This window comes from Pseudomonas sp. ATCC PTA-122608, from assembly GCF_001952855.1.
Classification (GTDB): Bacteria; Pseudomonadota; Gammaproteobacteria; order Pseudomonadales; family Pseudomonadaceae; genus Aquipseudomonas.
The window spans coordinates 24,359-48,698 of record NZ_LPNO01000025.1; the positions used below are offsets into that span (position 1 = coordinate 24,359).

Annotated in this window: 36 protein-coding genes; 3 read left to right on the forward strand and 33 right to left on the reverse strand. The window is 56.8% G+C overall.

Annotation, left to right across the window (positions count from 1 at the left end):
- Nucleotides 1-130: 130 nt before the first annotated feature.
- Nucleotides 131-1,111: a GlxA family transcriptional regulator gene (locus AU074_RS21595; RefSeq protein WP_076016461.1), complete on the reverse strand. Its 981-nt coding sequence runs from the start codon at nucleotides 1,109-1,111 to the stop codon at nucleotides 131-133.
- Between the two features lie 95 nt (nucleotides 1,112-1,206).
- Between AU074_RS21595 and AU074_RS21600 the strand changes: the two genes are divergently transcribed.
- Nucleotides 1,207-1,758 carry a cysteine hydrolase family protein gene (locus tag AU074_RS21600; protein ID WP_076016462.1) on the forward strand — a complete coding sequence of 184 codons (552 nt, stop codon included), beginning with the start codon at nucleotides 1,207-1,209 and terminating at the stop codon, nucleotides 1,756-1,758.
- Nucleotides 1,759-1,770: 12 nt separating this feature from the next.
- Here the strand turns inward: AU074_RS21600 and tam are convergent, their stop codons facing one another.
- Nucleotides 1,771-2,532 (reverse strand): trans-aconitate 2-methyltransferase, encoded by a 762-nt coding sequence (gene tam / locus AU074_RS21605; protein ID WP_076016463.1) that lies wholly within the window; start codon nucleotides 2,530-2,532, stop codon nucleotides 1,771-1,773.
- A 103-nt stretch (nucleotides 2,533-2,635) separates the two neighbouring features.
- Between tam and AU074_RS21610 the strand changes: the two genes are divergently transcribed.
- Nucleotides 2,636-3,544, forward strand: coding sequence for a LysR family transcriptional regulator (locus AU074_RS21610; protein ID WP_173860399.1), 909 nt, complete (start codon nucleotides 2,636-2,638; stop codon nucleotides 3,542-3,544).
- Nucleotides 3,545-3,634: 90 nt separating this feature from the next.
- On the opposite strand, the gene AU074_RS21615 is transcribed toward AU074_RS21610, so the two are convergent.
- Nucleotides 3,635-4,153 (reverse strand): single-stranded DNA-binding protein, encoded by a 519-nt coding sequence (locus AU074_RS21615; RefSeq protein WP_003210042.1) that lies wholly within the window; start codon nucleotides 4,151-4,153, stop codon nucleotides 3,635-3,637.
- A 9-nt stretch (nucleotides 4,154-4,162) separates the two neighbouring features.
- Nucleotides 4,163-5,557: an MFS transporter gene (locus AU074_RS21620; protein WP_008436436.1), complete on the reverse strand. Its 1,395-nt coding sequence runs from the start codon at nucleotides 5,555-5,557 to the stop codon at nucleotides 4,163-4,165.
- Between the two features lie 178 nt (nucleotides 5,558-5,735).
- Here AU074_RS21620 and uvrA point away from each other — a divergent pair, with 178 nt between their 5' ends.
- Complete coding sequence (uvrA, locus tag AU074_RS21625; protein WP_010174605.1) at nucleotides 5,736-8,570, forward strand: excinuclease ABC subunit UvrA; 2,835 nt, start codon at nucleotides 5,736-5,738, stop codon at nucleotides 8,568-8,570.
- Between the two features lie 68 nt (nucleotides 8,571-8,638).
- Here the strand turns inward: uvrA and bfr are convergent, their stop codons facing one another.
- The 29 genes from bfr to rplC all read right to left on the reverse strand — a co-directional run bounded on the left by bfr (nucleotide 8,639) and on the right by rplC (nucleotide 24,267).
- Entirely contained in the window at nucleotides 8,639-9,103 is a 465-nt protein-coding gene (bfr, locus tag AU074_RS21630; protein WP_003210048.1) for a bacterioferritin, read from the reverse strand.
- 155 nt (nucleotides 9,104-9,258) lie between these two features.
- Nucleotides 9,259-10,707 (reverse strand): catalase, encoded by a 1,449-nt coding sequence (locus AU074_RS21635; RefSeq protein WP_076016465.1) that lies wholly within the window; start codon nucleotides 10,705-10,707, stop codon nucleotides 9,259-9,261.
- A 250-nt stretch (nucleotides 10,708-10,957) separates the two neighbouring features.
- Nucleotides 10,958-11,344, reverse strand: a complete 387-nt coding sequence (gene rplQ, locus AU074_RS21640) for a 50S ribosomal protein L17 (protein WP_003210053.1) — start codon at nucleotides 11,342-11,344, stop codon at nucleotides 10,958-10,960.
- Nucleotides 11,345-11,385: 41 nt separating this feature from the next.
- Nucleotides 11,386-12,387 (reverse strand): DNA-directed RNA polymerase subunit alpha, encoded by a 1,002-nt coding sequence (gene rpoA / locus AU074_RS21645; protein ID WP_003176403.1) that lies wholly within the window; start codon nucleotides 12,385-12,387, stop codon nucleotides 11,386-11,388.
- A gap of 22 nt (nucleotides 12,388-12,409) precedes the next feature.
- Entirely contained in the window at nucleotides 12,410-13,030 is a 621-nt protein-coding gene (gene rpsD, locus AU074_RS21650) for a 30S ribosomal protein S4 (RefSeq protein WP_003210056.1), read from the reverse strand.
- An 18-nt stretch (nucleotides 13,031-13,048) separates the two neighbouring features.
- The gene (gene rpsK / locus AU074_RS21655) at nucleotides 13,049-13,438 is read right to left on the reverse strand and encodes a 30S ribosomal protein S11 (RefSeq protein ID WP_002555466.1); all 390 of its coding nucleotides are present in this window, start codon (nucleotides 13,436-13,438) and stop codon (nucleotides 13,049-13,051) included.
- A gap of 30 nt (nucleotides 13,439-13,468) precedes the next feature.
- Nucleotides 13,469-13,825, reverse strand: a complete 357-nt coding sequence (gene rpsM, locus AU074_RS21660) for a 30S ribosomal protein S13 (RefSeq protein ID WP_003210063.1) — start codon at nucleotides 13,823-13,825, stop codon at nucleotides 13,469-13,471.
- Between the two features lie 129 nt (nucleotides 13,826-13,954).
- Complete coding sequence (gene rpmJ, locus AU074_RS21665; protein ID WP_002555468.1) at nucleotides 13,955-14,071, reverse strand: 50S ribosomal protein L36; 117 nt, start codon at nucleotides 14,069-14,071, stop codon at nucleotides 13,955-13,957.
- A gap of 27 nt (nucleotides 14,072-14,098) precedes the next feature.
- Entirely contained in the window at nucleotides 14,099-15,427 is a 1,329-nt protein-coding gene (secY, locus tag AU074_RS21670) for a preprotein translocase subunit SecY (RefSeq protein WP_003210064.1), read from the reverse strand.
- A complete protein-coding gene (rplO, locus tag AU074_RS21675) occupies nucleotides 15,428-15,865 on the reverse strand; it encodes a 50S ribosomal protein L15 (RefSeq protein ID WP_003210066.1) in 438 nt (145 codons plus the stop codon).
- Between the two features lie 4 nt (nucleotides 15,866-15,869).
- Complete coding sequence (gene rpmD, locus AU074_RS21680; RefSeq protein WP_003186033.1) at nucleotides 15,870-16,046, reverse strand: 50S ribosomal protein L30; 177 nt, start codon at nucleotides 16,044-16,046, stop codon at nucleotides 15,870-15,872.
- Between the two features lie 2 nt (nucleotides 16,047-16,048).
- Complete coding sequence (rpsE, locus tag AU074_RS21685) at nucleotides 16,049-16,549, reverse strand: 30S ribosomal protein S5 (protein ID WP_003186035.1); 501 nt, start codon at nucleotides 16,547-16,549, stop codon at nucleotides 16,049-16,051.
- 3 nt (nucleotides 16,550-16,552) lie between these two features.
- Nucleotides 16,553-16,903: a 50S ribosomal protein L18 gene (gene rplR, locus AU074_RS21690; RefSeq protein ID WP_003186037.1), complete on the reverse strand. Its 351-nt coding sequence runs from the start codon at nucleotides 16,901-16,903 to the stop codon at nucleotides 16,553-16,555.
- A gap of 10 nt (nucleotides 16,904-16,913) precedes the next feature.
- Complete coding sequence (gene rplF / locus AU074_RS21695) at nucleotides 16,914-17,447, reverse strand: 50S ribosomal protein L6 (protein WP_003176412.1); 534 nt, start codon at nucleotides 17,445-17,447, stop codon at nucleotides 16,914-16,916.
- Between the two features lie 12 nt (nucleotides 17,448-17,459).
- Entirely contained in the window at nucleotides 17,460-17,852 is a 393-nt protein-coding gene (rpsH, locus tag AU074_RS21700) for a 30S ribosomal protein S8 (RefSeq protein WP_003186040.1), read from the reverse strand.
- A gap of 208 nt (nucleotides 17,853-18,060) precedes the next feature.
- Entirely contained in the window at nucleotides 18,061-18,366 is a 306-nt protein-coding gene (gene rpsN / locus AU074_RS21705; protein WP_003176414.1) for a 30S ribosomal protein S14, read from the reverse strand.
- Between the two features lie 13 nt (nucleotides 18,367-18,379).
- Nucleotides 18,380-18,919 (reverse strand): 50S ribosomal protein L5, encoded by a 540-nt coding sequence (gene rplE, locus AU074_RS21710; RefSeq protein WP_003176415.1) that lies wholly within the window; start codon nucleotides 18,917-18,919, stop codon nucleotides 18,380-18,382.
- A 20-nt stretch (nucleotides 18,920-18,939) separates the two neighbouring features.
- The gene (gene rplX, locus AU074_RS21715) at nucleotides 18,940-19,254 is read right to left on the reverse strand and encodes a 50S ribosomal protein L24 (RefSeq protein ID WP_003176416.1); all 315 of its coding nucleotides are present in this window, start codon (nucleotides 19,252-19,254) and stop codon (nucleotides 18,940-18,942) included.
- An 11-nt stretch (nucleotides 19,255-19,265) separates the two neighbouring features.
- The gene (gene rplN / locus AU074_RS21720; RefSeq protein ID WP_002555479.1) at nucleotides 19,266-19,634 is read right to left on the reverse strand and encodes a 50S ribosomal protein L14; all 369 of its coding nucleotides are present in this window, start codon (nucleotides 19,632-19,634) and stop codon (nucleotides 19,266-19,268) included.
- Nucleotides 19,635-19,657: 23 nt separating this feature from the next.
- A complete protein-coding gene (rpsQ, locus tag AU074_RS21725; RefSeq protein ID WP_003176419.1) occupies nucleotides 19,658-19,924 on the reverse strand; it encodes a 30S ribosomal protein S17 in 267 nt (88 codons plus the stop codon).
- Nucleotides 19,925-19,926: 2 nt separating this feature from the next.
- A complete protein-coding gene (gene rpmC / locus AU074_RS21730) occupies nucleotides 19,927-20,118 on the reverse strand; it encodes a 50S ribosomal protein L29 (RefSeq protein WP_008030901.1) in 192 nt (63 codons plus the stop codon).
- Nucleotides 20,118-20,531 (reverse strand): 50S ribosomal protein L16, encoded by a 414-nt coding sequence (gene rplP / locus AU074_RS21735; protein ID WP_045057467.1) that lies wholly within the window; start codon nucleotides 20,529-20,531, stop codon nucleotides 20,118-20,120. The genes rpmC and rplP overlap by 1 nt, the downstream gene beginning before the upstream one ends.
- Nucleotides 20,532-20,543: 12 nt before the next feature.
- Entirely contained in the window at nucleotides 20,544-21,230 is a 687-nt protein-coding gene (gene rpsC / locus AU074_RS21740; protein ID WP_003176422.1) for a 30S ribosomal protein S3, read from the reverse strand.
- A 13-nt stretch (nucleotides 21,231-21,243) separates the two neighbouring features.
- Complete coding sequence (gene rplV / locus AU074_RS21745; protein ID WP_076016475.1) at nucleotides 21,244-21,576, reverse strand: 50S ribosomal protein L22; 333 nt, start codon at nucleotides 21,574-21,576, stop codon at nucleotides 21,244-21,246.
- Nucleotides 21,577-21,589: 13 nt separating this feature from the next.
- Nucleotides 21,590-21,865: a 30S ribosomal protein S19 gene (rpsS, locus tag AU074_RS21750; protein WP_003232420.1), complete on the reverse strand. Its 276-nt coding sequence runs from the start codon at nucleotides 21,863-21,865 to the stop codon at nucleotides 21,590-21,592.
- A 16-nt stretch (nucleotides 21,866-21,881) separates the two neighbouring features.
- On the reverse strand, nucleotides 21,882-22,706 hold the full coding sequence (gene rplB / locus AU074_RS21755) for a 50S ribosomal protein L2 (protein ID WP_032884535.1): 825 nt from the start codon (nucleotides 22,704-22,706) through the stop codon (nucleotides 21,882-21,884).
- A 14-nt stretch (nucleotides 22,707-22,720) separates the two neighbouring features.
- Nucleotides 22,721-23,020: a 50S ribosomal protein L23 gene (gene rplW, locus AU074_RS21760; RefSeq protein WP_002555488.1), complete on the reverse strand. Its 300-nt coding sequence runs from the start codon at nucleotides 23,018-23,020 to the stop codon at nucleotides 22,721-22,723.
- Nucleotides 23,017-23,619 carry a 50S ribosomal protein L4 gene (rplD, locus tag AU074_RS21765; protein WP_003210082.1) on the reverse strand — a complete coding sequence of 201 codons (603 nt, stop codon included), beginning with the start codon at nucleotides 23,617-23,619 and terminating at the stop codon, nucleotides 23,017-23,019. Before rplD ends, rplW begins: the two co-directional genes overlap by 4 nt.
- A 12-nt stretch (nucleotides 23,620-23,631) precedes the next feature.
- Entirely contained in the window at nucleotides 23,632-24,267 is a 636-nt protein-coding gene (rplC, locus tag AU074_RS21770; RefSeq protein WP_003194649.1) for a 50S ribosomal protein L3, read from the reverse strand.
- Nucleotides 24,268-24,340: the final 73 nt, after the last annotated feature.

Genomic DNA, 24,340 nt, shown 5'->3' on the forward strand with positions numbered 1-24,340 from the left:
AGCAGGGATCAAGCCAAGGCGGCGTTTGTTTAAACGCCCGGGGAATCAAACGGTTGCGGGAAAAGCGATAGCACTTGGCCTGCTTTATTCTGCACGAAGTGCTCAAGGTGTCGCGGCGTTCTGCACGATTTCAGGCTTGGGTCTTGGTGGGTGTCACGCCAAAACGGTTGCGGTAGTCGCTTGGCGCCAGTCCGGTGATTTTCTTGAAGGTGGCGCGGAAGGCACCGGGGTCCTGGTAACCCACGGTCCAGGCGATGTGATCAATGGTGCCGCTGGTGAACTCCAGCATCTGCCGCGCCTTGCCAACTCGCAGATGCTGGCAGTATTCGGTGGGTTTCAAGCCCGTGGCAGCACGGAACCGCCGCAGGAAGGTGCGCTCCTCCAGTCCCGCCTGTTGCGCCATGGCAGCCAATGAAACATCCACCGCACCGCTGGCCTGCAGCCAATGCTGCACCTTGAGAATCGCGCTGTCGCCATGAGCGAGGATCGGCGCAAAGTTACTCCGGCATTCACTGGCGCTGTCGCTGTGTTCGATCACCAGGAAACGCGCAGTGCTGGCAGCGATGCTCGGGCCGAGCAAACGGTCCACCAGGCGCAGGCCCAGTTCGGACCAGGCCATGAGGCCGGCGGTGGTGATCAGGTCGCCGTCGTCGACGATGGGTTTGTCGGCTTCCAGGCGAATCGCCGGATAACGGGCGGCGAAGGATTTGGCCGACGTCCAGTGCGTGGTGGCGCTGCGCCCGTCCAACAGGCCGCTTTCCGCCATCAGGATCGATCCCACGCACACCCCGCCCAGAATGGTCCCGGTGCGGTGTTGCTGGCGCAGCCAATCCAGCAATTCGGCGGACGCCTGGCCCTCGGAAAAGCCGGCAATGGAGGGCGGAATCAGCAAGGCTGTCAGTGCCTGACCGGAGCCGGGCTGGCTGTCGAATACACGGGTCGGCGCATGGCCTTTTTCGGCCTGCCAATGACTGATGCGCAGAGACGGCAGTTGCTCGGACTGATGCTCGGCCGCAATCCGGTTGGCGACCGCGAAGAGGTCGGTCAAGCCATGCACGGCGGCCATTTGCGCACCGCTGTAGATCAGCACGCCGAGCTCGACGATCGCCATTGTCAGTTTTCCCTCTGTTATTGTCGGTGCGGCCAATCCCCAGGCGCCGCGCCAGCCAGGATACTGGACGCATCAACCCTCACAAGGAAACCAACATGGCCAAGCAAGCACTCATCCTAATCGATATCCAGAACGACTACTTCCCCCAGGGCAAGTGGCCGCTTGACGGAGTGGACGCAGCGGCGGACAAGGCACAACAAGTGCTCCAGGCGTTTCGCCAGGCCGGCGATGCGGTGATTCATGTACGTCACGAATTCACCTCCGACGATGCACCCTTCTTCACCCCGGGTTCGGAAGGTGCGCATCTGCACCCCAAAGTATTGAACCAGGCCGACGAGCCGGTGGTGCTCAAGCATTTCGTCAATGCGTTCCGCGAAACCAACCTGCGGGCGCTGCTGGAACAACGCAGCATCACCGAACTGGTGGTGGTGGGCAGCATGAGCCATATGTGCATCGACGGCGTGGTGCGCGCCGCGTCGGACCTGGGCTACAGTGTGACCGTTATCCACGATGCCTGCGCGACGCGGGACCTGGAATTCAATGGCACCACTGTTCCGGCAGCCCAGGTGCATGCGGCGTTTATGTCGTCGTTAGGGTTTGCTTATGCGAGCGTGGTGTCGGCGGAACAGTTCTTGTCCGCCGATTGATCGCCCCCGCTCTTACCGGGTAGCAATGATGAACAAGCGCGGGAATGGCAGCAACACCGTGCCATCGGCCAACGCTGGATAAGCCTTGGTGATCCGCGCCAGGTATTCATCGAGGAAGGCGCTCTTTTCTGATTCAGTCAGGGGCGCCAGAAATGGGCGCAACGCCGACCCCTTGAACCACTCCACCACCGCAGCAGAACCGGCCAGCGGATGGTGGTAAGTGGTGCGCCATACATCTACCGTGGAGCAGTGTTTGCTCAACAGCTCAAAGTAGTAGCTCGCGGTATGGCGCTCGTTGTGTTTCACCGCGCCGATCTTTTCAGCCCATGGGCCGTCCGCCGCCACTTCCCGCGCCAGCTTGTGGGCCGGTTCATCGAGGTTGTCGGGCGTCTGCACCGCCAGGGTGCCGCCTGGCGTCAACTGGTTTACCAGGTGCGGATACAGCGTGGCATGGTCGGGCAGCCATTGCAGCGATGCATTGGCAAGGATGACGTCGAATGTCTGCGCCGGGTTCCAGGCGCCGATATCAGCCAATTCGAAGTTCAACCCAGGCAGGCGCTTACGGGCGTCGGCCAGCATGTCATCGGAGCTGTCCATGCCGGTGACCAATGCCTGTGAAAAACGATCGGCCAACACCTCAGTGGAATTGCCCGGGCCGCATCCCAGGTCGACGGCGCTGCGCACGTCGCCATCAGGGATGGCCGCCACCAGATCCCGGACGGGACGGGTGCGCTGTTGTTCGAACATCGAGTATTGCTTGGCTGACCAGGTCATTGCGGCGTTCCTTCTTCTGTGAGGAGTGACGACAGCCTAAATCTTGTGATCCATGAGAACAAATGCCAGGATTGAGCATCTCCCATACCTGAAAAGTATTCCTATGCTGGAGCTCAGGCAGCTCAAGGCCTTCGTCGCGATTGCCGAAGAAGGCTATATCACCCGTGCAGCAGAACGACTGGGCATGCAGCAACCGCCGTTGACGCGCCTGTTACAAAGCCTTGAGGCCGAGTTGGGTGTGGTGCTGATGGAGCGCCTGCCACGGGGCGTGCGGCCGACCACTGCGGGTTTGGCCTTGCTGGAAGAGGCGCGACATATCTTGGCCAGTGTCGATGGTGTGGCCGACATCGTGCGCCGCGCTGCCCGTGGTGAACGTGGACGCTTGGCCATTGGTTTCACCAGTTCTGCCGCCTTGCATCCATTTGTGCCCAGCGTGTTGCGCCTGTTTCGGGAAACCTTTGTCGGTGTTTCTGTTGTGTTGGAAGAAGCTGGCACTGGTGAACTGCTGGACGCGCTGCTCCATGAAAAGCTCGACGCGGCATTTATCCGCTCGCCGCTAAGCGGGACGCAGGCGTTGCAGGATGAACCAATTCTGGTGGAGCCGATGTTGCTGGCGCTGCCCACTGATCATCCGCTGGCTATCGATCCGTCGATGCCGCTGCCGTTGGCGGCATTGGCCACCGAGGCGTTTGTGTTGTATCGGCGCCGGGTGGGGCTTGGGCTGTATGACGCGATTCTGGTGGCGTGTCGCGAGGCGGGTTTCAGCCCGCAGGTTGTGCAAGAGGCGCCACGCATGACGGCAACGTTGAGCCTGGTGGCTGCGGGGCTTGGGGTATCGATTGTGCCCGCGTCCATGCAGCGGTTGCGGGGTGACGGGATTGTTTATCGGGAGCTTTCGGAATGTCGGAGCCTGGTAGCGCCATTGCACCTGGCTACGCGGGTGGGCGATACGTCGTCGGTGCTGGAGCGGTTCCGGGAGTTGGTGGTGAGCGCCGCATCTACCGATGAGTAGCCGGTTGCCAGCCACGAAATGAAAAACCCCCGAGGCAAAGGCCATCGGGGGTTTTCAGGTGTTACGCGACAGTTCGGGTCTCAAGCGACCTTAGAACGGAATATCGTCATCAAAGCTGTCGAAGTCGGCTGCCGGCTGAGGAGCGGCCTGCTGTGGCGCTGGACGCGACTCACGCTGTGGCTGCTGGGTTGGCTGCGGACGCGACTGCTGCTGTGGACGCGGTGCCGAGTTGGACATGCCGCCCTGGCCCTGTTGGTCGCCCTGTGGACGGCCGCCCAGCAGCTGCATGGTGCCTTGCATGTCGACCACGATTTCAGTGGTGTAACGCTTGATACCGTCTTTTTCCCACTCGCGGGTTTGCAGTTTGCCTTCGATGTAGACCTGCGAACCTTTGCGCAGGTATTCACCGGCGATCTCTGCAACCTTGCCGAACATCGACACACGGTGCCATTCGGTTTTCTCGACCTTCTGGCCGGTTTGCTTGTCGGTCCACTGCTCGCTGGTCGCCAGACTCAGGTTGGTCACGGCGTTACCGTTCGGCAAGTAGCGAACTTCGGGATCCTGGCCGCATGTACCGACCAATATGACTTTGTTAACCCCACGGGCCATAACGTTCTCCTAGGCTGGGCGCGCTGTCGGCACTGGGTTGACCAGTTGCTCGAGCGTCGCGCGATCCAATAATTCGGTGTCCAATTTGATGTAAATGGCCGCCTCTTCAGCAACCACGACTGCATCTGTTACCCCAACGACGGCCTTCAGGCGCTCTACCAGACCAGCTTCACGAATCGCTTCGGGCGATAACGGCAGACGCAGGCTTGTGACGTATGGGGGTTCGCGCATGGTAACAGCAAAGGCCAGCCAAAGTGCAGCCAGCCCGGCGCATCCAAGGAACACAACCGACAAACCGCCATGCTGGAACATCCAGCCGCCCATGATCCCGCCCAGTGCAGAACCGAGGAACTGGCTGGTGGAATACACGCCCATCGCTGTGCCTTTGCCGCCGGCCGGTGAAACCTTACTGATCAGCGAAGGCAATGAAGCCTCCAGCAGGTTGAACGCGGTGAAGAACACCACCGTGCCGATCACCAGCGCCCGCAGGCTGTCGCCGAACTGCCAGAAGAATAGCTCAGTGAGCATCAAAGTCGCGACGGCGCCAAGCAGAACTCGTTTCATTTTGCGTTTCTTCTCGCCGTAGATGATGAACGGGATCATGGCGAAGAACGAAATCAGCAGCGCGGTGAGGTAGACCCACCAGTGCTGCTCCTTGGGCAACCCGGCTTTTTGCACCAGGGCCAGGGGCAAGGCGACGAAGCTGCACATCAGCATCGCGTGTAATACGAAGATACCCAAATCCAGGCGCAGCAGGTCCGGGTGCTTGAGGGTGGGCAACAGCGCTTGTTTCGCGACGCCCGACTCACGATGCTGCAGCGGCCCGGTGGAATGCGGCACCATAAAGGCAACGATCACAATGCCGAACAACGCCATGCCACCCGTCGCCAGAAACAGGCCGTGCAAGCCGAACGCGCGGGTCAGCAGCGGGCCGACCACCATCGCCACGGCGAACGAAAGACCAATGGTCATGCCGATCATGGCCATGGCCTTGGTGCGGTGTTGTTCGCGGGTCAGATCGGAGAGCAGCGCCATGACGGCGGCGGAAATCGCGCCCGCGCCCTGCAGGACACGTCCGGCGATCACGCCCCAGATCGAGTCGGCATTGGCCGCGAGCACACTGCCCAGGGCGAATACGATCAAGCCCAGGTAGATCACCGGCCGGCGGCCGATGCGGTCGGAAATGACGCCAAACGGAATCTGAAACAGCGCCTGGGTCAGGCCATAGGCGCCAATCGCCAGGCCGATCAGGGCCGGGGTCGCTCCTGCGAGATCCATTCCATAGGTCGCCAGCACCGGCAACACCATAAACATGCCAAGCATACGGAATGCGAACACCAGGGCCAGACCGCTTGCTGCGCGGGTCTCGCTGCCACTCATGCGTTCGCTGTGGGGATCGTGCATGGATAAACCTCGTGTGAACCGGCGGCGATTCTACCAGTCCCATCGATTGAGAGGGTATATGCGGCGCTTTGCCGCGCAGCTTTCATGTAAGGCTGCACCCGGCACTTTGACAGTGTATATTCATCCAGTCTTTAGCCGTATACTCCTGCATTATTTACGCCCGCCGTGCGAGGCCATCTTGGACAAGATCCTGATTCGTGGGGCTCGAACCCACAACCTGAAGAACATCGACCTGACCCTGCCACGGGACAAACTGATCGTCATCACCGGCTTGTCCGGGTCCGGCAAGTCGTCCCTGGCGTTTGACACGCTGTACGCCGAAGGCCAGCGCCGCTACGTGGAATCCCTGTCGGCCTATGCCCGCCAGTTCCTGTCGATGATGGAAAAGCCCGACGTTGACACCATTGAAGGCCTGTCGCCCGCGATTTCCATCGAACAGAAATCCACGTCCCATAACCCGCGTTCCACCGTGGGCACCATCACCGAAATCTACGACTACCTGCGTCTGCTGTATGCCCGCGTGGGTATTCCCCGTTGCCCGGACCACGACATTCCCCTGGAAGCCCAGACCGTCAGCCAGATGGTCGACTTGGTGCTGGCCCAGCCGGAAGGCGCCAAGTTGATGCTGCTGGCACCGGTGATTCGCGAGCGCAAGGGTGAACATCTTTCCGTCTTCGAAGAGCTGCGTGCGCAAGGTTTTGTCCGCGCCCGGATCAACGGCAAGCTCTATGAGCTGGACGAAGCGCCGAAGCTGGATAAGCAGAAGAAGCATTCGATTGATGTGGTGGTCGACCGTTTCAAGGTGCGTGCTGATTTGCAGCAGCGTCTGGCGGAATCTTTCGAGACCGCGCTGAAGCTGGCGGACGGTATTGCTCTGGTAGCGCCGATGGACGACGAGCCGGGGGAAGAAATCATCTTCTCCGCGCGCTTCGCCTGCCCGATCTGCGGTCATGCCATCAGCGAGCTGGAACCGAAGCTGTTTTCCTTCAACAACCCCGCCGGCGCCTGCCCGACCTGTGATGGCCTGGGAGTTAAGCAATTCTTCGACATCAAGCGCCTGGTCAACGGTGACCTCACTCTGGCGGAAGGTGCGATACGCGGCTGGGACAGGCGTAACGTCTATTACTTCCAGATGCTGGGTTCGCTGGCCTCGCACTATAAGTTCAGCCTCGAAGTGCCCTTCAACGAGCTGACGGCCGAACATCAGAAATTCATCCTGCATGGCAGCGGTTCGCAGAACGTCGACTTCAAGTACTTGAACGACCGTGGCGATATCGTCAAACGCTCGCACCCGTTCGAAGGCATCGTGCCGAACCTGGAGCGGCGCTACCGCGAGACCGAATCCGCCAGCGTGCGCGAAGAACTGGCCAAGTTCCTCAGCACCCAGCCGTGCCCGGATTGCCGTGGCACGCGCCTGCGCCGTGAAGCGCGGCACGTGTGGGTCGGCGAGAAGACACTGCCGGCGGTGACCAACCTGCCGATTGGCGATGCCTGCGAATACTTCGGCACGCTGAAGCTGACGGGCCGCCGCGGGGAGATTGCCGACAAGATCCTCAAGGAGATTCGTGAGCGGCTGCAGTTCCTGGTTAACGTTGGTCTGGACTATCTGTCGCTGGACCGCAGTGCGGATACGCTCTCCGGTGGTGAAGCCCAGCGGATTCGCTTGGCCAGCCAGATTGGCGCCGGTCTGGTGGGTGTGTTGTACATCCTCGATGAGCCATCGATTGGTTTGCATCAACGGGACAACGATCGCCTGCTGGGTACGCTGAAGCACCTGCGGGACATCGGCAACACGGTAATCGTGGTTGAGCACGACGAAGATGCGATTCGCCTGGCCGACTATGTGGTCGACATCGGCCCGGGCGCGGGTGTGCACGGTGGGCATATTGTCGCCGAGGGCACGCCGGCAGAAGTGATGGCGCATCCTGACTCGCTGACCGGCAAATACTTGTCGGGCCGTGTGAAGATCGCCGTGCCGGCCAAGCGTACGCCGCGCAACAAGAAGATGGCACTGCACCTCAAAGGCGCGCGTGGCAACAACTTGCGCAATGTCGATCTGGAAATCCCGCTGGGACTGCTGACCTGCGTGACCGGTGTATCCGGTTCAGGCAAGTCGACACTGATCAACAACACGCTGTTTCCACTGAGCGCCACTGCACTGAACGGCGCGACGACTCTTGAAGCCGCCGCTCATGACAGCATCAAGGGTCTGGAGCACCTGGATAAGGTGGTCGATATCGACCAAAGCCCGATTGGCCGCACACCGCGTTCCAACCCGGCGACCTACACCGGGTTGTTCACACCGATTCGCGAGCTGTTCGCCGGTGTGCCGGAATCCCGCTCCCGCGGTTACGGGCCTGGCCGGTTCTCGTTCAACGTCAAGGGCGGGCGCTGTGAGGCGTGCCAGGGCGATGGCTTGATCAAGGTTGAGATGCACTTCCTGCCGGACATCTACGTGCCGTGCGACGTGTGCAAGAGCAAGCGCTACAACCGCGAAACCCTTGAGATCAAGTACAAGGGCAAGAGCATCCACGAAACCCTCGAGATGACGATCGAGGAAGCCCGGGTGTTCTTTGACGCGGTACCGGCCCTGGCGCGCAAGCTGCAGACGCTGATGGATGTCGGCCTGTCGTACATCAAGCTTGGGCAGTCGGCGACCACGCTTTCGGGTGGTGAAGCGCAGCGGGTCAAGCTGTCTCGCGAGCTGTCCAAGCGTGATACCGGCAAGACCCTGTATATCCTCGATGAGCCGACCACTGGTTTGCACTTCGCGGATATTCAGCAACTGCTGGATGTGCTGCATCGCCTGCGTGACCACGGCAACACGGTGGTGGTGATCGAGCACAACCTGGATGTGATCAAGACCGCCGACTGGCTGGTGGACCTGGGGCCGGAAGGCGGCTCCAAAGGTGGGCAGATCATTGCGGTCGGCACACCGGAGCAAGTGTCGGAGATGAAGCAGTCTCACACCGGCTTCTATCTCAAGCCGCTGCTGGCCCGCGACAAGGACTGATTGTTCAGGCCCACGAAAAAGCCCCTGTCACTTACACAGTGACAGGGGCTTTTTTGTAGCCGGAGAAATCAGAACTGCGATTGCAGATAGTTCTCCAGGCCAATCAACTTGATCAGGCCCAACTGCTTTTCCAGCCAGTAGGTGTGATCTTCTTCGGTGTCGTTCAACTGCACCCGCAGGATTTCCCGCGTGACGTAGTCGTTGTGCTGCTCGCAGAGCTCGATGCCCTTACAGAGCGCGGCACGGACCTTGTACTCAAGGCGCAGGTCGCTGGCGAGCATCTCTGGCACCGTGGTGCCGGTGTCCAGGTCGTCGGGACGCATACGCGGCGTGCCTTCGAGCATCAGGATACGGCGCATCAGTGCGTCGGCGTGCTGTGCCTCTTCTTCCATTTCATGGTTGATACGCTCGTAGAGCTCGGTAAAGCCCCAGTCTTCGTACATCCGCGAGTGAATGAAATATTGGTCACGAGCTGCCAGTTCGCCCGTCAGCAACGTGTTGAGGTAATCGATTACGTCGGGGTGACCTTGCATCGCCCTACATCTCCCTGCTTGAAAGTCTGTAGTTTGAACCATGATGACCCGGAGGTCACGGGACCAACGGCAGAAAAGTGAAGATTTCCGGTGAAAAGTAGCTGAAATAACGCAAAAACCGCCCAAATGAGGGCGGTTCTGCTTATCGTTTAGAGTTAGTTAAGCGATACACCCAGTGCAGATGCGATCCCTTCTCCATAAGCCGGATCGGCCTTGAAGAAGTATTGCAACTGGCGCTGCACCACATCGCTGGAAACACCCGCCATGGCGCCGGCGATATTGTTGATCAGCAGGGCTTTCTGCTCATCATTCATCAGGCGGAACAGCGCACCGGCGTGGCTGTAGTAATCGGTGTCTTCGCGGTGATCGTAACGATCAGCCGCGCCGCTCAGGGCCAAAGACGGCTCCGCATATTGAGGGGCCTGCTTCGGTGCATCGGCATAGCTGTTTGGCTCGTAGTTAGGAGCCGCACCGCCATTGGCGCCGAATGCCATCGAACCGTCGCGCTGGTAGCTATTGACCGGGCTACGTGGCGCGTTCACCGGCAGGTGCTGGTGGTTGGTACCTACACGGTAGCGGTGGGCATCAGCGTAAGCGAACACACGGCCTTGCAGCATGCGGTCTGGGGACAAGCCAACACCCGGGACCATGTTGCTTGGACCGAAAGCCGCTTGCTCAACTTCAGCGAAGTAGTTCAGCGGGTTACGGTTCAACTCCAACTCGCCCACTTCAATCAGCGGAAACTCTTTCTGCGACCAGGTCTTGGTCACGTCGAACGGGTTCTCGTAGTGAGCGTTCGCCTGGGCTTCCGTCATGATCTGGATGCAAACGCGCCATTTCGGGAAATCACCGCGCTCGATAGCGCCGAACAGATCACGCTGGGCGTAATCAGGGTCGGTACCCGCCAGGCGTGCAGCCTCAGCCGGTGCCAGGTTCTTGATACCTTGCTTGGTCTTGTAGTGCCACTTCACCCAGTGACGCTCGCCATTGGCGTTGATCAGGCTGTAGGTGTGGCTGCCGAAGCCATGCATGTGACGGTAGCCATCAGGGATCCCACGGTCCGAAAACAGGATGGTGACCTGGTGCAGCGCCTCAGGGGAGTGCGACCAGAAGTCCCACATCATCTGCGCACTTTTCAGGTTGCTTTGCGGTAGGCGCTTTTGGGTGTGAATGAAGTCCGGGAATTTCAGCGGATCACGGATGAAGAACACCGGGGTGTTGTTGCCAACGATGTCCCAGTTGCCTTCTTCGGTGTAGAACTTCAAGGCGAAACCACGTGGGTCGCGCTCAGTATCAGCCGAACCGCGCTCGCCACCTACCGTGGAAAAGCGCAGGAAGGTCGGCGTTTGCTTACCCACAGACTCGAACAGCTTGGCGCTGGTGTACTGAGTGATGTCTTGGGTGACGGTGAAGGTACCGTAAGCACCCGAGCCTTTAGCGTGTACGCGACGCTCAGGGATATTTTCACGGTTGAAGTGCGCGAGCTTCTCGATCAGATGAAAATCGTCGAGCAGCAATGGGCCGCGTGGGCCGGCCGAACCGGAATTCTGGTTATCGGCAACGGGGGCGCCGCTGGCCGTAGTAAGGGTTTTATTCTGGCTCATGCTCAATCTTCCTCAGGTCAGTCTTGGAACTGCCGGCTAATCGGCTTGGGGGGAGTATTGACCAGGAAGATGACACCATCAAATTCATTAAATCATGAGCATCGATAGAAATTAACTAACGAACCATCCGAACGGATAGCTAAAACCGGATTCATGAGCAGAATGCGCATTCGCTCGGGGGTAATTCGAGTTTTCTAACGCGCACAAAAAACCGGGCACTAGGCCCGGTTCTTCGTTACAGACTGACGTCTTACTCAGCGGATACAGCTTCACCGCCAACTGGACGATCGATCAGCTCAACGTACGCCATAGGCGCGTTGTCACCAGCGCGGAAACCGCACTTGAGGATGCGCAGGTAGCCACCCTCACGGGTAGCGTAACGCTTGCCCAGGTCGTTGAAGAGCTTACCAACGATAGCTTTCGAACGAGTACGGTCGAAAGCCAAACGGCGGTTAGCCAGGCTGTCTGTCTTGGCCAAAGTAATCAGCGGCTCAGCAACGCGACGCAGTTCTTTAGCTTTCGGCAGTGTAGTTTTGATCAGCTCGTGCTCGAACAGCGACACCGCCATGTTCTGGAACATAGCCTTACGGTGCGAGCTGGTACGGCTCAGGTGACGACCACTTTTACGATGACGCATGGTTCATTCCTTACCAAACTCACGTTCGGTGATTACGACGATCAGGCAGTCGCCTTGTCGTCCTTCTTAAGACTTGCAGGCGGCCAGTTGTCGAGGCGCATGCCGAGGGACAGACCGCGGGAGGCCAGAACGTCCTTGATTTCAGTCAAGGATTTCTTGCCCAGGTTCGGAGTCTTCAACAGTTCTACTTCGGTGCGCTGAATCAGATCGCCGATGTAGTAAATGTTTTCCGCCTTAAGGCAGTTAGCCGAACGTACAGTCAGTTCCAGATCGTCAACCGGGCGAAGCAGGATCGGATCGATCTCGTCTTCCTGCTCGATTACCACTGGTTCGCTGTCACCTTTGAGGTCGACGAACGCAGCCAACTGCTGTTGCAGAATGGTTGCAGCGCGGCGGATAGCCTCTTCAGGATCCAGAGTACCGTTGGTTTCCAGATCAATAACCAGCTTGTCCAGGTTAGTACGCTGCTCGACACGGGCGTTTTCCACCACGTATGCGATACGGCGAACCGGGCTGAACGAAGAGTCGAGCTGCAAGCGACCAATGCTGCGGCTTTCGTCTTCATCGCTCTGACGCGAGTCGGCCGGTTCATAACCACGACCACGAGCTACGGTGAGCTTCATGTTCAGGGCGCCGTTAGACGCCAGGTTAGCGATTACGTGATCGGGATTAACGATCTCGACATCATGATCCAGCTGAATATCGGCAGCGGTAACCACCCCCGAACCCTTCTTCGACAAGGTCAGCGTAACTTCGTCACGGCCGTGCAGCTTGATAGCCAGACCTTTAAGGTTCAACAGGATTTCAATTACGTCTTCCTGTACACCTTCGATGGCGCTGTACTCGTGGAGCACACCGTCAATCTCGGCCTCGACTACTGCACAGCCGGGCATTGAGGACAACAGGATGCGGCGCAGCGCGTTGCCCAGGGTGTGGCCAAAACCACGCTCGAGAGGCTCGAGAGTGATCTTGGCGCGGGTTGGACTGACAACCTGCACATCAATGTGACGGGGTGTCAGGAACTCATTTACCGAAATCTGCATGGATGCACCTATTTTCTAGCCCTTACTTGGAGTAGAGCTCGACAATCAGGCTTTCGTTGATGTCGGCGGACAGATCACTGCGAGCAGGAACGTTCTTGAAAACGCCCGACTTCTTCTCAGTGTCTACTTCTACCCATTCTACGCGGCCACGTTGGGCACACAGATCGAGAGCTTGGACAATGCGAAGTTGATTTTTTGCTTTCTCGCGAATCGCGACCACGTCACCAGCACGAACCTGGTACGACGGGACGTTAACGGTTTGGCCGTTTACGCTGACGGATTTGTGCGATACCAGCTGACGGGATTCGGCACGAGTCGAACCAAAGCCCATACGGTATACAACGTTGTCCAGACGGCATTCGAGCAGTTGCAGCAGGTTTTCACCGGTTGCACCTTTCTTGCCAGCAGCTTCTTTGTAGTAGCCGCTGAACTGACGCTCGAGAACGCCGTAGATACGACGGACCTTCTGCTTTTCACGCAGTTGGGTGCCGTAATCGGACTGGCGACCGCGGCGTTGGCCGTGGATACCAGGTGCTGCTTCAATGTTGCACTTCGATTCGATCGCGCGCACGCCGCTCTTCAGAAAGAGATCGGTGCCTTCACGACGAGCGAGTTTGCATTTTGGACCAATGTAACGAGCCATTCTTTACAATCTCCTGGATTACACGCGGCGCTTCTTCGGCGGACGGCACCCGTTGTGCGGGATTGGCGTCACGTCGGTGATGCTGGCGATCTTATAGCCACAGCCGTTCAATGCACGGACAGCAGACTCACGACCTGGACCTGGACCTTTGACGTTGACGTCGAGGTTTTTCAGGCCATATTCCAGCGCAGCTTGACCAGCACGTTCAGCAGCTACTTGAGCAGCAAACGGGGTGGACTTGCGGGAACCGCGGAAACCCGAACCACCGGAGGTAGCCCAAGAAAGCGCGTTACCTTGACGGTCGGTGATGGTCACGATTGTGTTGTTAAAAGATGCATGGATGTGGGCGATGCCATCAACCACTGTCTTTTTAACTTTTTTACGAGGACGAGCAGCAGGTTTTGCCATGATTAATTTCCTGTCGATTCGCGTGGGCGATTACTTGCGGATCGGCTTACGCGGACCTTTACGGGTACGCGCGTTAGTCTTGGTACGCTGACCGCGTACTGGAAGACCACGACGATGACGCAGACCACGGTAGCAACCGAGGTCCATCAAACGCTTGATTTTCATGTTGATTTCGCGACGCAGGTCACCTTCAGTGGTGAACTTCGCCACTTCGCCACGCAACAGCTCAATCTGCTCGTCGCTCAGATCTTTGATCTTTGCGGCTGGGTTTACCCCAGTGTCTGCGCAAATTTTCTGCGCAGTAGTGCGACCAACACCATAGATGTAGGTCAGCGAGATAACAGTGTGCTTGTTATCTGGAATGTTAACGCCTGCAATACGGGCCATTCAGTGGGACTCCAATTGACAGCTACCTACGCCCCGGAAGCCAAGAAATAGGGCGCGAGATAATATCGCTGTAATAACAAATAATCAACCCGGCAGCGCACTAGCTGCCGGGCTTCAAGCGGATCACACTCAGCCTTGGCGCTGTTTGTGACGCGGTTCCGCGCTGCAAATTACTCGAACAACACCTTCGCGGCGAATAATCTTGCAGTTACGGCACAGCTTTTTCACCGATGCACGAACTTTCATCACCAACTCCTCGAACCTTATGGGTACTCAGCGCAACATGCCGCTGCCGTAACCCTTCAGGTTGGCTTTCTTCATCAGGGATTCGTACTGGTGCGAAACGAGGTGCGATTGTACTTGGGACATGAAGTCCATCACAACCACGACGACGATCAGCAACGAGGTCCCGCCAAGGTAGAACGGAACGTTTGCTGCAACCACCAGGAACTGGGGCAACAAGCACACGGCCGTCATATATAGAGCACCGAACATGGTCAAGCGAGTCAGAACGCCATCAATGTAGCGCGCAGACTGCTCACCTGGACGAATACCCGGAATAAAGGCACCGGACTTCTTCAGGTTTTCCGCTACGTCTTTCGGATTGAACATCAACGCCGTATAGAAGAAGCAGAAGAAAATAATCCCTGCACTAAACAGCAGAATATTCAACGGCTGACCAGGAGCGATCGACTGCGAGATGTCCTGCAACCAGCCCATACCTTCAGACTGACCGAACCAGGCACCCAACGAAGCCGGAAACAGCAAAATGCTGCTCGCGAAAATGGCGGGAATAACCCCGGCCATGTTCACTTTCAGCGGCAAGTGGCTGGTCTGCGCGGCAAAGACCTTGCGGCCCTGCTGACGCTTGGCGTAGTGAACAGCAATACGACGCTGGCCACGCTCAATGAACACCACAAAACCGATAATCGCTACTGCCAACAAACCGATGGCAACCAGGGCGAAGATATTGATATCACCCTGACGTGCAGACTCGAAAGACTGCCCAATCGCTCTCGGAAGACCGGCAACGATACCTGCGAAAATCAACATCGAGATACCGTTACCAACACCACGCTCAGTAATCTGCTCACCCAGCCACATCATGAACATCGCACCAGCCACAAAAGTGGATACCGCGACGAAATGGAAGCCAAAGTCACCAGTGAACGCAACACCCTGCCCGGCCAAGCCAACGGACATGCCGATAGCTTGGACCAGGGCGAGGATGACAGTGCCGTAGCGGGTGTACTGGCTTATCTTGCGACGGCCAGCTTCACCTTCCTTCTTCAACTGCTCCAGCTGCGGGCTAACGGCGGTCATCAGCTGCATGATGATCGATGCCGAGATGTACGGCATGATCCCCAGTGCAAAGATGCTCATCCGTTCCAGCGCGCCGCCGGAAAACATGTTGAACAAGCTAAGAATGGTCCCCTCATTCTGTCGAAACAGGTCTGCGAGTCGGTCCGGGTTGATACCTGGAACCGGGATGTGTGCGCCTATTCGGTAGACGATAATCGCCAGGAACAGAAAACGCAGACGAGCCCAAAGTTCAGACATACCGCCTTTGCCGAGCGCTGAGAGAGCACCTTGCTTAGCCATTTATTCCTCGAACTTGCCGCCAGCTGCTTCGATAGCCGAACGCGCACCTTTGGTGGCGCCGATTCCCTTGCCGATAGTGACAGCGCGAGTCACTTCACCGGACAGCATGATTTTCACACGCTGTACGTTGACGTTGATCACGTTGGCATCTTTCAGGGTCTGCACGGTAACGATATCGCCTTCCACTTTGGCCAACTCGGACAAACGCACTTCTGCGCGATCCATGGCTTTCAGGGAAACGAAACCGAACTTCGGCAGGCGACGATGCAGCGGCTGTTGACCGCCTTCAAAGCCTGGAGCGATGGTGCCACCGGAGCGGGAGGACTGACCTTTGTGGCCACGGCCACCGGTCTTGCCCAAACCACTACCGATACCACGGCCCGGACGATGCTTTTCGCGACGGGAACCCGGCGCTGGACTCAGATCATTGAGTTTCATCGAATTAACCCTCGACACGCAGCATGTAGTAAGCCTTGTTGATCATCCCGCGATTCTCGGGAGTATCAAGTACTTCTACAGTGTGACCGATGCGACGCAGACCCAAACCCTTAACGCACAATTTGTGGTTAGGGATGCGGCCGGTCATGCTTTTGATCAGCGTTACTTTAACGGTAGCCATGATCAGAAGATCTCCTTGACGCTTTTGCCACGCTTGGCGGCAATGGATTCAGGAGACTGCATAGCCTTCAAACCTTTGAAAGTGGCGTGAACCACGTTTACCGGGTTAGTCGAGCCGTAGCACTTGGCCAGAACGTTCTGAACGCCAGCAACTTCGAGGACAGCACGCATAGCGCCGCCAGCGATGATACCGGTACCTTCAGAAGCAGGCTGCATGTACACCTTCGAAGCGCCGTGAGCGGACTTCATTGCGTACTGCAGCGTGGTGCCGTTCAGATCAACTTGGATCATGTTGCGACGAGCAGCTTCCATTGCCTTCTGGATCGCAGCAGGCACTTCACGTGACTTGCCACGGCCGAAGCCAACGCGCCCTTTACCATCACCAACCACGGTCAACGCGGTGAAAGTGAAGATACGGCCGCCTTTAACGGTTTTGGCTACGCGGTTAACTTGAACCAGCTTCTCAATGTAGCCTTCGTCGCGCTTTTGGTCGTTATTTGACATAACTTAGAACTCCAGCCCAGCTTCACGAGCAGCATCAGCCAGCGCTTTCACGCGGCCGTGGTACTTGAAGCCAGAGCGGTCGAAAGCCACTTGCGAGACGCCAGCGGCCTTAGCACGCGTAGCGACCAGCTGGCCAACCTTAGTGGCCGCGTCGATGTTGCCAGTGGCACCATCACGCAGTTCTTTATCCAAAGTCGAGGCGCTTGCCAGGACTTTGTTGCCGTCGGCCGAGATGACCTGGGCGTAGATGTGCTGCGACGAGCGGAACACGCAGAGACGCACGACTTCGAGTTCGTGCATTTTCAGGCGTGCTTTGCGAGCGCGACGCAGTCGAGTAACTTTTTTGTCGGTCATTTGCTATGCCCTACTTCTTCTTGGCTTCTTTACGACGGACGACTTCGTCCGCGTAGCGCACACCTTTGCCTTTGTACGGCTCTGGTGGACGGAAGTCGCGGATCTCAGCGGCCACCTGACCTACCAGCTGCTTATCAATACCCTTGATCAGGATATCGGTTTGGCTTGGGGTCTCAGCGGTGATGCCTTCCGGCAGTTCGTAATCCACTGGGTGCGAGAAGCCAAGGGCCAGGTTCAAAACCGTGCCTTTTGCTTGCGCTTTGTAACCAACACCGACCAGCTGGAGCTTACGCTCGAAGCCTTGGCTTACGCCTTGGACCATGTTGTTTACCAACGCACGAGTGGTACCGGCCATTGCGCGAGTTTGTTGATCGCCATTGCGAGCAGCGAAACGCAGCTCACCAGCTTCTTCAACGATCTCAACGGACGAATGGATGTTCAGTTCCAGAGTGCCCTTGGCACCCTTCACCGAAAGCTGTTGGCCTGCGAATTTTACTTCGACACCGGCTGGCAGCTTAACGGGGTTCTTAGCGACGCGTGACATGCTTATCCCCCCTTAGAACACAGTGCAAAGAACTTCGCCGCCGACACCGGCAGCGCGCGCAGCACGATCCGTCATCACACCTTTGTTGGTGGAGACGATAGACACACCGAGACCGCCACGAACTTTTGGCAGATCATCGACGGACTTGTACTGACGCAGGCCTGGACGGCTAACGCGCTTCACTTCTTCGATGACCGGACGGCCTTCGAAGTACTTCAGCTCGATGGACAGCAGTGGTTTGATTTCGCTGCTGATCTGATAACCCGCAATGTAGCCTTCGTCTTTCAGGACTTTGGCAACAGCAACCTTCAACGTGGAAGATGGCATGCTTACGACGGACTTTTCAGCCATCTGGGCATTACGGATACGAGTTAGCATGTCCGCTAACGGGTCCTGCATACTCATGGCTAGACGCTCCTAATACAAAAAAATTAGCCTTGCGGCCATTACGTGTCGCCGAGAATCTCCGAGCACAAAACACACGGGCTCAGGCGAGCCGCGTATTTTAGACACACTCCGGAAATGAAACAAGCCCCAAAAGGGGCTTGTTCCAGATTCTAGGCCACCGGCGGTCAGTATCTTGCGATCCTGACCGCCGAGACTTCGAAAGTACTTACCAGCTGGCTTTAACCAGACCTGGTACGTCACCACGCATTGCCGCTTCACGCAGTTTGTTACGGCCGAGGCCGAACTTGCGGTAAACGCCGTGTGGACGACCGGTCAGGCGGCAGCGGTTACGCATGCGCGAAGCGCTTGCGTCACGTGGCTGCTTCTGCAGAGCAACTGTAGCTTCCCAACGTGCTTCTGGACTTGCGTTCAGATCAACGATGATTGCTTTCAGTGCTGCACGCTTCTTGGCGTACTTGGCAACCGTGAGCTGACGTTTCAGCTCGCGGTTTTTCATGCTCATCTTGGCCATGGTCCTACTCCAATCAGTTGCGGAACGGGAATTTGAACGCACGCAGTAGAGCGCGGCCTTCATCATCGTTCTTGGCAGTGGTGGTCAGGGTGATGTCCAGACCGCGGAGAGCATCGATCTTGTCGTAGTCGATTTCCGGGAAGATGATCTGCTCTTTAACGCCCATGCTGTAGTTACCACGACCATCGAAGGACTTGGCATTCAGGCCGCGGAAGTCGCGGACCCGAGGCAGGGAGATCGACAGCAGACGATCCAGGAATTCGTACATACGCTCACGGCGCAGAGTCACTTTGACGCCGATCGGCCAACCTTCACGGACTTTAAAGCCAGCGATGGATTTCCGAGCGTAAGTCACAACGACTTTTTGACCGGTGATCTTTTCCAGGTCGGCAACAGCATGCTCGATGACTTTTTTGTCACCGACCGCTTCGCCCAGACCCATGTTCAGGGTGATTTTTGTAACGCGTGGAACTTCCATCACGTTCGAAAGCTTAAGTTCTTCCTTAAGCTTCGGTGCGATTTCCTTCCAGTAAATCTCTTTTAGTCGTGCCATGGTCTTCTACCTAGCAGTGTTCAAGCATCAACCGCTTTTTGGGTCGACTTGAAGACACGAATTTTCTTGCCGTCTTCTACTTTGAAACCAACGCGATCAGCCTTGTTGGTTTCGCCGTTGAAAATGGCGACGTTAGAAGCGTCCAGTGGAGCTTCTTTTTCGACGATACCGCCTTGTACGCCCGACATCGGGTTAGGCTTGGTATGACGCTTGACCAGGTTCAGACCACCGATAACCAGACGGTTATTGGCGAGAACCTTAAGCACCTTACCGCGCTTACCTTTGTCTTTGCCGGCGATCACGATGATCTCGTCGTCACGACGAATCTTTTGCATGTCGGATCTCCTTACAGCACTTCTGGGGCGAGCGAGACGATCTTCATGAACTTCTCAGTACGAAGTTCACGGGTCACTGGCCCAAAGATACGGGTGCCGATCGGCTCTTGCTTGTTGTTCAGAAGAACAGCAGCGTTGCCATCAAAGCGGATAATAGAGCCATCAGCACGACGTACGCCGTGACGAGTGCGGACTACAACAGCAGTCATCACTTGGCCTTTTTTCACTTTACCGCGAGGAATTGCTTCCTTCACGGTAACTTTGATGATGTCACCGATACCAGCGTAACGACGATGGGAGCCACCCAGCACCTTGATGCACATAACGCGGCGTGCGCCGCTGTTATCGGCCACATCGAGCATGGATTGAGTCTGAATCATATAATTTCTCCGACCCCTAGTCCTTAGACTTCCACAGCGCGTTCGAGAACATCAACCAGTGCCCAAGACTTAGTCTTGGCCAGCGGACGAGTTTCACGAATAGTGACTTTGTCGCCGATGTGGCACTGATTGGTTTCGTCGTGCGCGTGCAGCTTAGTCGAACGCTTAACGTATTTACCGTAGATCGGGTGCTTTACGCGACGCTCGATCAGAACGGTGATGGTCTTGTCCATTTTGTCGCTGACAACACGGCCAGTCAGCGTACGGACGGTTTTTTCGGCTTCAGCCATGATTACTTACCTGCCTGCTGTTTGAGCACAGTCTTCACGCGAGCGATGTCACGCTTAACTTGCCGGAGCAGGTGAGACTGCCCCAACTGGCCAGTTGCTTTCTGCATACGCAGATTGAACTGGTCGCGCAGCAGGCCGAGCAGTTGCTCGTTAAGCTGCGGCGCGTCTTTTTCACGAAGTTCATTCGCTTTCATCACATCACCGTCCGTTTAACAAAGGCGGTGGCGAGCGGCAGCTTTGCAGCAGCCAGGGCAAAAGCCTCACGCGCCAGCTCTTCAGTTACACCCTCGATTTCATACAGGACTTTACCTGGCTGAATCTGGGCAACCCAGTACTCCACACTACCCTTACCTTTACCCATACGAACTTCGAGGGGCTTTTTGGAAATAGGCTTGTCCGGGAATACACGGATCCAGATCTTGCCGCCACGTTTAACGTGACGGGTCAGTGCACGACGCGCTGACTCGATCTGACGAGCGGTGAGACGACCACGAGCTACAGACTTCAGCGCATATTCGCCGAAGCTGACTTTGCTACCGCGCTGAGCCAGACCACGGTTGTGGCCTGTCATCTGCTTGCGGAACTTCGTACGCTTTGGTTGCAACATTTGGCGTACCCCTTACTTAGCAGCTTTTTTACGAGGCGCTGGTGCTTGTGGTTTCAGTTCTTCTTGGCGACCACCAATTACTTCGCCTTTGAAGATCCAAACCTTTACACCGATCACACCGTAAGTGGTGTGAGCTTCGTAGTTGGCATAGTCGATGTCGGCACGCAGGGTGTGCAGTGGCACACGACCTTCGCGATACCATTCAGTACGTGCGATTTCAGCACCGCCGAGACGACCGCTCACTTGGATTTTGATGCCTTTGGCACCAATGCGCATGGCGTTCTGTACAGCGCGCTTCATAGCGCGACGGAACATTACGCGACGCTCCAGCTGCTGAGCTACGCTCTGCGCAACCAGCATACCGTCGAGCTCCGGCTTGCGGATCTCTTCGATATTGATGTGCACAGGCACACCCATTTGCTTGGTCAGGTCCTGACGCAGTTTCTCAACATCTTCACCTTTCTTCCCGATAACGATACCTGGACGAGCAGTGTGGATGGTGATACGTGCAGTTTGAGCAGGACGATGGATATCGATACGGCTCACGGACGCGCTTTTTAGTTTGTCTTGGAGATACTCACGCACCTTCAGATCAGCGAACAAATAGTCCGCATAAGTCCGACCGTCTGCGTACCAGACGGAGGTGTGCTCCTTGACGATTCCCAGGCGAATGCCAATGGGATGTACTTTCTGACCCATCTCTTCGACTCCGTTACTTGTCAGCAACCTTGACAGTGATATGGCAAGACCGCTTGACGATGCGATCAGCTCGGCCTTTGGCACGAGGCATGATGCGCTTCAGCGAACGCCCTTCGTTGACGAAAACGGTGCTGACCTTAAGGTCATCAACGTCTGCGCCTTCGTTGTGCTCGGCGTTGGCTACGGCCGACTCCAGCACTTTCTTGATGATCTCGGCGGCTTTCTTACTGCTGAAAGCCAACAGGCTGAGCGCTTCGCCCACCTTCTTCCCGCGGATCTGGTCGGCGACCAAGCGGGCTTTCTGGGCGGAGATTCGAGCGCCCGACAACTTAGCGGCTACTTCCATCATTCCTTACCCCTTAACGCTTGGCTTTCTTGTCTGCCACGTGCCCACGATATGTGCGGGTACCGGCAAACTCGCCTAGTTTGTGGCCGACCATGTCTTCGTTCACGAGAACTGGAACATGTAGGCGACCGTTATGCACTGCAATGGTCAAACCGACCATTTGTGGCAGGATCATCGAACGACGCGACCAGGTTTTCACCGGTTTGCGATCGTTCTTTTCCGCCGCCACTTCGATCTTCTTCAGTAGGTGAAGATCAATAAAAGGACCTTTTTTCAGAGAACGTGGCACTGTCGTATCCCTCTATTTACTTGCGACGACGGACGATCATTTTGTCGGTACGCTTATTACCACGAGTCTTCGCGCCCTTAGTCGGGAAGCCCCATGGCGATACCGGATGACGACCACCAGAGGTACGACCTTCACCACCACCGTGTGGGTGGTCAACCGGGTTCATGGCAACACCACGAACGGTTGGGCGAACGCCACGCCAGCGTTTGGCACCAGCTTTACCCAACGAACGCAGGCTGTGCTCGGAGTTCGAGACTTCGCCCAGGGTCGCACGGCACTCAGCCAGTACTTTACGCATTTCACCAGAGCGCAGACGCAGGGTCACGTAGACACCTTCACGAGCGATCAGCTGAGCCGAAGCACCAGCGGAACGAGCGATTTGCGCGCCTTTACCCGGCTTCAATTCGATGCCGTGTACGGTGCTACCAACTGGAATGTTGCGCAGTTGCAGAGCGTTGCCCGGCTTGATCGGCGCCAAAGCACCTGCGATCAGCTGGTCACCAGCACTCACGCCTTTAGGGGCGATGATGTAGCGACGCTCGCCATCTGCGTACAGCAGCAGAGCGATGTGAGCAGTACGGTTTGGATCGTATTCGATACGCTCGACAGTGGCAGTGATGCCATCTTTGTCGTTGCGACGGAAGTCGACCAGACGATAATGCTGCTTATGGCCACCACCGATGTGACGAGTGGTAATGCGACCATTGTTGTTACGACCACCAGTCTTCGATTTCTTCTCGAGCAGCGGTGCGTGAGGAGCGCCTTTATGCAGCTCCTGGTTGACCACCTTGACCACAAAACGGCGGCCAGGGGAAGTCGGTTTGCATTTAACGATTGCCATGATGCACCCCTTCCTTACTCAGCACTGCTGCTGAAATCGAGATCTTGGCCTGGCTGAAGGGAGATAACTGCCTTCTTCCAGTCATTACGCTTGCCCAGACCGCGAGCAGTGCGCTTGCTCTTACCCAGAACATTCAGGGTAGTAACACGCTCTACTTTCACGCTGAACAGGCTTTCGACGGCCTTCTTGATTTCCAGCTTGGTTGCGTCAGTTGCAACCTTGAAAACGAACTGGCCTTTCTTGTCAGCCAGAACCGTAGCCTTTTCGGAAACGTGCGGGCCAAGCAGAACTTTAAATACGCGTTCCTGGTTCATCCCAGCAGCTCCTCGAATTTCTTCACGGCCGACACGGTGATCAACACCTTGTCGTATGCGATCAGACTAACTGGATCGGAACCTTGCACGTCACGTACATCAACGTGTGGCAGGTTGCGAGCAGCCAGGTACAGGTTCTGATCAACAGCTTCAGACACGATCAGGACGTCAGTCAGGCCCATGCCGTTCAGCTTGTTCAGCAGATCTTTGGTTTTCGGCGCTTCAACAGCGAAGTCCTGAACCACGACCAGACGATCAGTACGCACGAGTTCAGCAAGAATGGAGCGCAGTGCTGCGCGATACATCTTCTTGTTGAGCTTCTGGGTGTGATCCTGTGGACGTGCTGCGAAAGTGGTACCGCCGCCACGCCAGATTGGGCTACGGATAGTACCGGCACGAGCGCGGCCAGTACCTTTCTGACGCCAAGGGCGCTTACCGCCACCACGAACGTCGGAACGGGTCTTTTGCTGCTTGCTACCTTGACGGCCGCCGGCCATGTAGGCCACGACTGCTTGGTGAACCAGCGTCTCGTTGAATTCGCCGCCAAATGTCAGTTCGGAAACTTCGATCGCTTGAGCGTCATTTACATTTAATTGCATGTCAGCTTCCCCTTAACCGCGAGCCTTGGCCGCTGGACGTACAACCAGGTTGCCGCCAGTAGCGCCAGGAACAGCACCCTTGACCAACAACAGATTGCGTTCAGCGTCGACGCGCACTACTTCGAGGGACTGCACGGTCACGCGCTCAGCGCCCATATGACCGGACATTTTTTTGCCCTTGAATACACGACCAGGAGTCTGGCACTGGCCAATAGAGCCCGGGACGCGGTGGGAAACGGAGTTACCGTGAGTGTTGTCTTGGCCACGGAAATTCCAACGCTTGATCGTACCCTGGAAGCCTTTACCCTTGGACTGACCGGTTACATCAACCAGTTGACCAGCGGCGAAGATTTCAGCGTTGATCAGATCGCCAGCCTGGTAGTCGCCGTCTTCAAGACGGAACTCCATAACAGTACGACCAGCTGCAACGTTTGCTTTAGCGAAGTGACCTGCTTGAGCAGCAGTCACACGCGAAGCACGACGCTCGCCGACAGTGACTTGCACTGCACGATAGCCATCGGTTTCTTCAGTTTTAAACTGGGTGACGCGATTCGGTTCGATCTCAATGACCGTAACCGGAATGGAGACACCTTCTTCGGTGAAAATACGGGTCATACCGCATTTACGACCGACTACACCAATAGTCATGTTGTAAACCTCATGAGTGTACGGGGCTTTCACCCGCTATGGCCGCCCATTTCAGAGCGTTACACGACTAAGA

What these genes read in the sequence shown, in the direction of transcription:
- AU074_RS21595 (WP_076016461.1), bottom strand. Translation starts at nt 1,111, where the DNA reads ATGGCGATCGTCGAGCTCGGCGTGCTGATCTACAGCGGTGCGCAAATG.
- AU074_RS21600 (WP_076016462.1), top strand. Translation starts at nt 1,207, where the DNA reads ATGGCCAAGCAAGCACTCATCCTAATCGATATCCAGAACGACTACTTC.
- tam (WP_076016463.1), bottom strand. Translation starts at nt 2,532, where the DNA reads ATGACCTGGTCAGCCAAGCAATACTCGATGTTCGAACAACAGCGCACC.
- AU074_RS21610 (WP_173860399.1), top strand. Translation starts at nt 2,636, where the DNA reads ATGCTGGAGCTCAGGCAGCTCAAGGCCTTCGTCGCGATTGCCGAAGAA.
- AU074_RS21615 (WP_003210042.1), bottom strand. Translation starts at nt 4,153, where the DNA reads ATGGCCCGTGGGGTTAACAAAGTCATATTGGTCGGTACATGCGGCCAG.
- AU074_RS21620 (WP_008436436.1), bottom strand. Translation starts at nt 5,557, where the DNA reads ATGCACGATCCCCACAGCGAACGCATGAGTGGCAGCGAGACCCGCGCA.
- bfr (WP_003210048.1), bottom strand. Translation starts at nt 9,103, where the DNA reads ATGCAAGGTCACCCCGACGTAATCGATTACCTCAACACGTTGCTGACG.
- AU074_RS21635 (WP_076016465.1), bottom strand. Translation starts at nt 10,707, where the DNA reads ATGAGCCAGAATAAAACCCTTACTACGGCCAGCGGCGCCCCCGTTGCC.
- rplQ (WP_003210053.1), bottom strand. Translation starts at nt 11,344, where the DNA reads ATGCGTCATCGTAAAAGTGGTCGTCACCTGAGCCGTACCAGCTCGCAC.
- rpoA (WP_003176403.1), bottom strand. Translation starts at nt 12,387, where the DNA reads ATGCAGATTTCGGTAAATGAGTTCCTGACACCCCGTCACATTGATGTG.
- rpsD (WP_003210056.1), bottom strand. Translation starts at nt 13,030, where the DNA reads ATGGCTCGTTACATTGGTCCAAAATGCAAACTCGCTCGTCGTGAAGGC.
- rpsK (WP_002555466.1), bottom strand. Translation starts at nt 13,438, where the DNA reads ATGGCAAAACCTGCTGCTCGTCCTCGTAAAAAAGTTAAAAAGACAGTG.
- rpsM (WP_003210063.1), bottom strand. Translation starts at nt 13,825, where the DNA reads ATGGCCCGTATTGCAGGCGTTAACATTCCAGATAACAAGCACACTGTT.
- rpmJ (WP_002555468.1), bottom strand. Translation starts at nt 14,071, where the DNA reads ATGAAAGTTCGTGCATCGGTGAAAAAGCTGTGCCGTAACTGCAAGATT.
- secY (WP_003210064.1), bottom strand. Translation starts at nt 15,427, where the DNA reads ATGGCTAAGCAAGGTGCTCTCTCAGCGCTCGGCAAAGGCGGTATGTCT.
- rplO (WP_003210066.1), bottom strand. Translation starts at nt 15,865, where the DNA reads ATGAAACTCAATGATCTGAGTCCAGCGCCGGGTTCCCGTCGCGAAAAG.
- rpmD (WP_003186033.1), bottom strand. Translation starts at nt 16,046, where the DNA reads ATGGCTACCGTTAAAGTAACGCTGATCAAAAGCATGACCGGCCGCATC.
- rpsE (WP_003186035.1), bottom strand. Translation starts at nt 16,549, where the DNA reads ATGTCAAATAACGACCAAAAGCGCGACGAAGGCTACATTGAGAAGCTG.
- rplR (WP_003186037.1), bottom strand. Translation starts at nt 16,903, where the DNA reads ATGACCGACAAAAAAGTTACTCGACTGCGTCGCGCTCGCAAAGCACGC.
- rplF (WP_003176412.1), bottom strand. Translation starts at nt 17,447, where the DNA reads ATGTCACGCGTCGCTAAGAACCCCGTTAAGCTGCCAGCCGGTGTCGAA.
- rpsH (WP_003186040.1), bottom strand. Translation starts at nt 17,852, where the DNA reads ATGAGTATGCAGGACCCGTTAGCGGACATGCTAACTCGTATCCGTAAT.
- rpsN (WP_003176414.1), bottom strand. Translation starts at nt 18,366, where the DNA reads ATGGCCAAGATGAGCATGAAAAACCGCGAGCTGAAACGTCAGCTCACG.
- rplE (WP_003176415.1), bottom strand. Translation starts at nt 18,919, where the DNA reads ATGGCACGACTAAAAGAGATTTACTGGAAGGAAATCGCACCGAAGCTT.
- rplX (WP_003176416.1), bottom strand. Translation starts at nt 19,254, where the DNA reads ATGCAAAAGATTCGTCGTGACGACGAGATCATCGTGATCGCCGGCAAA.
- rplN (WP_002555479.1), bottom strand. Translation starts at nt 19,634, where the DNA reads ATGATTCAGACTCAATCCATGCTCGATGTGGCCGATAACAGCGGCGCA.
- rpsQ (WP_003176419.1), bottom strand. Translation starts at nt 19,924, where the DNA reads ATGGCTGAAGCCGAAAAAACCGTCCGTACGCTGACTGGCCGTGTTGTC.
- rpmC (WP_008030901.1), bottom strand. Translation starts at nt 20,118, where the DNA reads ATGAAAGCGAATGAACTTCGTGAAAAAGACGCGCCGCAGCTTAACGAG.
- rplP (WP_045057467.1), bottom strand. Translation starts at nt 20,531, where the DNA reads ATGTTGCAACCAAAGCGTACGAAGTTCCGCAAGCAGATGACAGGCCAC.
- rpsC (WP_003176422.1), bottom strand. Translation starts at nt 21,230, where the DNA reads ATGGGTCAGAAAGTACATCCCATTGGCATTCGCCTGGGAATCGTCAAG.
- rplV (WP_076016475.1), bottom strand. Translation starts at nt 21,576, where the DNA reads ATGGAAGTAGCCGCTAAGTTGTCGGGCGCTCGAATCTCCGCCCAGAAA.
- rplB (WP_032884535.1), bottom strand. Translation starts at nt 22,706, where the DNA reads ATGGCAATCGTTAAATGCAAACCGACTTCCCCTGGCCGCCGTTTTGTG.
- rplW (WP_002555488.1), bottom strand. Translation starts at nt 23,020, where the DNA reads ATGAACCAGGAACGCGTATTTAAAGTTCTGCTTGGCCCGCACGTTTCC.
- rplD (WP_003210082.1), bottom strand. Translation starts at nt 23,619, where the DNA reads ATGCAATTAAATGTAAATGACGCTCAAGCGATCGAAGTTTCCGAACTG.
- rplC (WP_003194649.1), bottom strand. Translation starts at nt 24,267, where the DNA reads ATGACTATTGGTGTAGTCGGTCGTAAATGCGGTATGACCCGTATTTTC.